This is a genomic window from Macrococcus sp. 19Msa1099 (assembly GCA_019357535.2).
In the GTDB taxonomy this organism is placed as follows: domain Bacteria; phylum Bacillota; class Bacilli; order Staphylococcales; family Staphylococcaceae; genus Macrococcoides; species Macrococcoides psychrotolerans.
In genome coordinates, this window is the sequence record CP079961.1 from 1 (window position 1) to 4786 (window position 4786).

General features: G+C 30.0%; 3 protein-coding genes. All 3 read left to right on the plus strand.

Annotated elements, in window-relative coordinates; all coding sequences use genetic code 11:
* Entirely contained in the window at positions 1–924 is a 924-nt protein-coding gene (locus KYI10_12535; protein ID QYA34225.1) for a protein rep, read from the plus strand.
* 1771 nt (positions 925–2695) lie between these two features.
* Positions 2696–3688 (plus strand): protein rep, encoded by a 993-nt coding sequence (locus tag KYI10_12545; protein QYA34223.1) that lies wholly within the window; start codon positions 2696–2698, stop codon positions 3686–3688.
* Between the two features lie 509 nt (positions 3689–4197).
* Entirely contained in the window at positions 4198–4542 is a 345-nt protein-coding gene (locus tag KYI10_12550) for a DUF6176 family protein (GenBank protein QYA34224.1), read from the plus strand.
* Positions 4543–4786: the final 244 nt, after the last annotated feature.

Sequence of the window (4786 nt, forward strand, 5' to 3'; positions counted from 1 at the left end):
ATGGAAAAGTATACTGAGAAAAAGAAGAGAAATCAAGTGTTTCAGAACTTTATTAAAAAATTTGTAGGGGAAAAGCAGATGGATCTGATTAAGGACTGCAACACATTTCTAGCATTTGTGACGGATAAAGAGCAGACAAAAAAGAAACTGTATAAAAATAATATGTGTAAGAATCGTTTCTGTCCGATGTGTGCCTGGAGAAGAGCGAGAAAAGATGCTTTGGGACTGTCGTTGATGATGCAGTACATCAAGCAGGAAGAGAAAAAAGAATTTATTTTCTTAACCTTAACGACACCGAATGTAAAAGCTGAAGAACTGAATGATGAAATACAGAAATATAATAAATCTTTTAAAAAGTTGGTTGAAAGAAAAAAAGTTAAGGCGATGATGAAAGGCTACGTTAGAAAATTAGAAATCACGTACAATAAGCAACGAGACGATTTCAATCCACATTTTCATGTACTGATTGCTGTAAATAAATCGTATTTTACAGATAAAAATTATTATATTTCACAAAAAGAATGGCTTGAAATGTGGCGAGATGTCACTGGAATGCCAGAGATTACACAAGTCCATGTTCAAAAAATTAAGCAGAATAACAACAAAGAATTATACGAAATGGCGAAGTATTCGGGTAAAGATAGCGATTATCTTATCAATCAAAAAATATTTGATGCGTATTATAAATCTTTAAAAGGTAAGCAGATTCTAGTATATTCAGGACTTTTCAAAGAGACGAGAAAAAAGCTAAAAAATGGCGAGTTAGATTATCTTAAAGAAATTGATCCAACTGAATATTTGTATCAAATTTATTATATTTGGAATCAGAAAGAGTACCTGGCGAGTGAACTTCACGAATTAACCGAAGAAGAAAAAAGAAAAATTAATCATCAGACAATCAATGAAATCGAAGAAGAAAAATAAAAATTAAGTACTGAAAATAATCAGTACTTATTTTTATTTTTCTTTATTTTGTCAGCTGAAATTCCTACGAGACAGATAAAACAAATTAAAAATATTATTGTTTGCATTTTAACGCTCCTTTTTGTTTTATTTTAACATTTTTAGCCTCTGCGAGAACTATGCGATCAAACTGCAAGTTTGCCCTGTGTAATGCAAATTTTAACACGATTTTATGCCAAATTTTTAATTTGCATGTAACTGGGCAGTAAGTAAAAAAATCAGTATTAACTGATTTTGAAAAGTATATAAAATAAAAATTTTGGTGTATTAGATTTACGTTTATGTATATCTGCCATATATACATAAACGTTATGGTTTTTTTCTGTATGTATACAGTATGTATACATAACGTTATGGTTTTGTTATGTTATTTGAAAAAAAGTGACATCACTTTTTTTATAGGGTAAATAACTCGGCACTGCCGAGTTCACCACGTTTTGGCTCTGCCAAAACATCAAAGTGGTGTCATTACCCCTTATGCTCATGTTCTAAAAATAACTAGAATGCTTTTATTTGCTTCATATTTTGATTTTAAGAGCATGTTTTTAAATAAAGCATTAAAAATACTTTGAGGATTAAAACGATCATTCTACGCTCAAATTTGAGCTGATGAGATAAAAAACGGAAGTAATCTATAAAATTTCGAGGAACTTTTATGCCGAGAAAACTTTTTGAGAAAGAAAAGACCCTTCAAGTACACTTAACGAAGTGGGCCCACCAGGGCGTTTTTTGCCTGGTGGCTCATCTTTGGGAAGTTTGAAGGGTCAAAGTTTCTACTCAAAAAGGAAATTGGAATAAATGCAAATTTTTTTGAGAGATTAATTATTTTTATTTTTCTTTTTTTCTTTGCTGTATAGCAAGAAGAAATATATAGCCAAGAAAGTTGCTACTAGTGATTGCATTTGTTTGCTCCTTTATGATTTTTCAAATAATTTTACCATACGTAAAAAATGACTATTTAATTTCGCATTTTTTACGTACTGCGCATTTTTTACGTACTGCCCATTTACATGCAAACTTCGTTTTCATTCAAAAAATGGGCAAACATGCTGTTTAATGGCTTGTAGTTCGTGTGGCGACTTTAATATATTAGAATTTATATATATATTGTGAATAGAAATATAATATTTGGAGGTAAAATTGTGAGTAAGAATCAGTTTTTTTTAGATATATTATTAGCTTGTGTACTTCCTCTTTTTGGTTTTATTTGGATTTTTAAGATATTAATAAAAATTTTTAAGAGAGAATATCATTGGATAAATTTTATTTGGGTATTATTTTCTTTGTTTTTACAGTACTATTTTATCACTTATTTGATTTTTCATTTTGCAGAGTATAATTAGGAGTTTATTTGACTTAAAAAATCCTACAATTGTCTTAATTTTATTTGATTAAAAATAATCATAAAAAAAACGACTGAACCTTTTGAGAATGTTCAGTCGTTTTTTTATTTTAAAACTCAAATTTTGCAAAGCAAAATTTGAGTTTCTTCTTGTCTTGATACTATTAGAAATAATTCTATTTTTTAAAAATGTCTTTAACCCTTGTGGCTGTAAGGTTCAACTTGTTTTTTAGGGGTGAAAGAAAATTTGACATAAAAAAACCTCAGTATTATGATTAGATTGTCGAGAAATAACCAAAAATACGGAGGTTTTTTTATGCTTATAATCCCAAAGAAAAGTTCGTTGGTTGTTTTTTTAATGCTAAATCCCAAAGAAGGGAGCATTAATTAATGCAATCTTATGATACAAGAGAAATTAGAGAAAATCAAGACACTGAAATTTTACGTGACGTTTCAAAGAGTGGGAAAGAACGCCCATGGAAAGAAAAGAAATTAGCCAATGTAACTTACGCTGATCTATTACATGTCTTAAAAATTAAAAAAGCTCATAATGTGCGTAGTTGTGGTCAAGTGCTTGAGTTTAAGCCGACTGATGAAGGTTATTTAAAATTATATAAGACGTGGTTTTGTAAATCTAAATTATGTCCGGTATGTAACTGGAGGCGTGCAATGAAAAATAGTTATCAAGCCCAGCGTGTAGTTGAAGAAGTAATTAAAGAAAAACCGAAAGCAAGATGGCTATTTATTACGCTTTCAACAAAAAATGCGGTAGATGGAAAGACTTTAAATAAAGCAGTTTCTGAAATGACGAAAGCATTCGATCGTTTGATGCGATATAAAAAAATCTCTAAAAATTTAATTGGGTTTATGCGAACAACAGAAGTAACAGTTAATTCAAATGACGGAAGTTACAACCAGCATTTGCATGTTTTACTTTGTGTGGAGCCAAGTTATTTTAACAGTAAAGAAAATTATATCGAACAAAACGAATGGATAAAATTTTGGAAACGAGCATTAAAAATAAATTATGAACCCGTTGTTCATGTTAAAGCGATTACTCCGAACAGAAAAAAAGATTCAGCAATTGTGTCGGCGATCAAAGAGACATCAAAATATTCTGTTAAGGAATCAGATTATTTAACAGATGACGAAGAGAAAAATTTAGAAATTATTTCAGACCTGGAAGAAGGACTTTATAAAAAGAGAATGATTGCTTACGGTGGACTTTTAAAAATCAAACACAAAGAATTAAATTTAGATAATGCAGAAGACGGTAATTTAATTCAAACGGGCGAAGAAAAAATTTCGGACGAAGAAGAAAAAGCAAATTCAATTATGGCAATTTGGAATTATGAAAAACAAAATTATTTCTTGAAGCATTGAAAATTTTCAATGTTTTTTTTGTTTTTAAACCCCTGTGGGAACTATAGCGATCAAACTGCAAGTTTGCCCTGTAAAATGCAAATTTTAACACGATTCTATGCCAAATTTTTAATTTGCATGTAACTGGGCAGTGTCTAAAAAATCGCAGACACTGATGAAAGTTAAAATTTATTTATTTGGCTCATATTTGCGTTTTAAGAGCCGTTTTTGAATTTTAAGTACTTTTTTACTAGAAAAATACTTAAATCGGCTTAAACGGGCTTAAAATTAAAAATAAGCATAAATCGTTTTGATTTTTTCTAGAGAATTAATCTGCGAAGTTGAAAAAAGGTGCAACGATCTTTTATGCCGAGAAAACTTTTTGAGAAAGAAAAGACCCTTCAAGTATACTTAACGAAGTGGGCCCACCAGGGCGTTTTTGCCTGGTGGCTCATCTTTGGGAAGTTTGAAGGGTCAAAGTTTCTACTCAAAAAGGAAATTGGAATAAATGCTAAAAGGAGAGGTAAAATATGAATATTGAACTGACGAAATTCAAAGTTAAAAAAGGAAAAACAGATGTAGTTGAAGAATGGCTGAATTTTTTAAATAAAAATATGAAAGATGTATTGATTACTCTTGAGAACGAAAAAATGTATGTTGAATCGATTTTTAAAGAAAAGATTAACGAAGATGAATATTTATATTGGTTTTCTGTTCAAGGAGAAGGTGGACAAGAAGTTGAAACTTCAGAACATTGGATTGATAAAAAACATCTAGAGTATTGGAATGAATGCATAGATTCAGAGTTTAAACCTGTAGATCTTGATACTAGAGTTGTCATGATACCGGAGAAAGTAAGAAGTGTTATGAAATAAAAAAATACTGTAAAAACGATGGGTTTTAACCGGTTTTCTTTTATCTTGATAATATAGGTAATTATTTCGATTGAGTCTTACCTATGCTGAACCATTGATATTATTGGCTTAAAACACAAAAAAAGTTGCTTTTTCATACCTAGTAATGTATCGTTTAAGGTGTCGAATCAAAAACTATACAGGGAGGAGAAAAAGCAACTGTTTTTTGCTATAAAAAACTCTTAAGTTGTTTTATATATCTGAT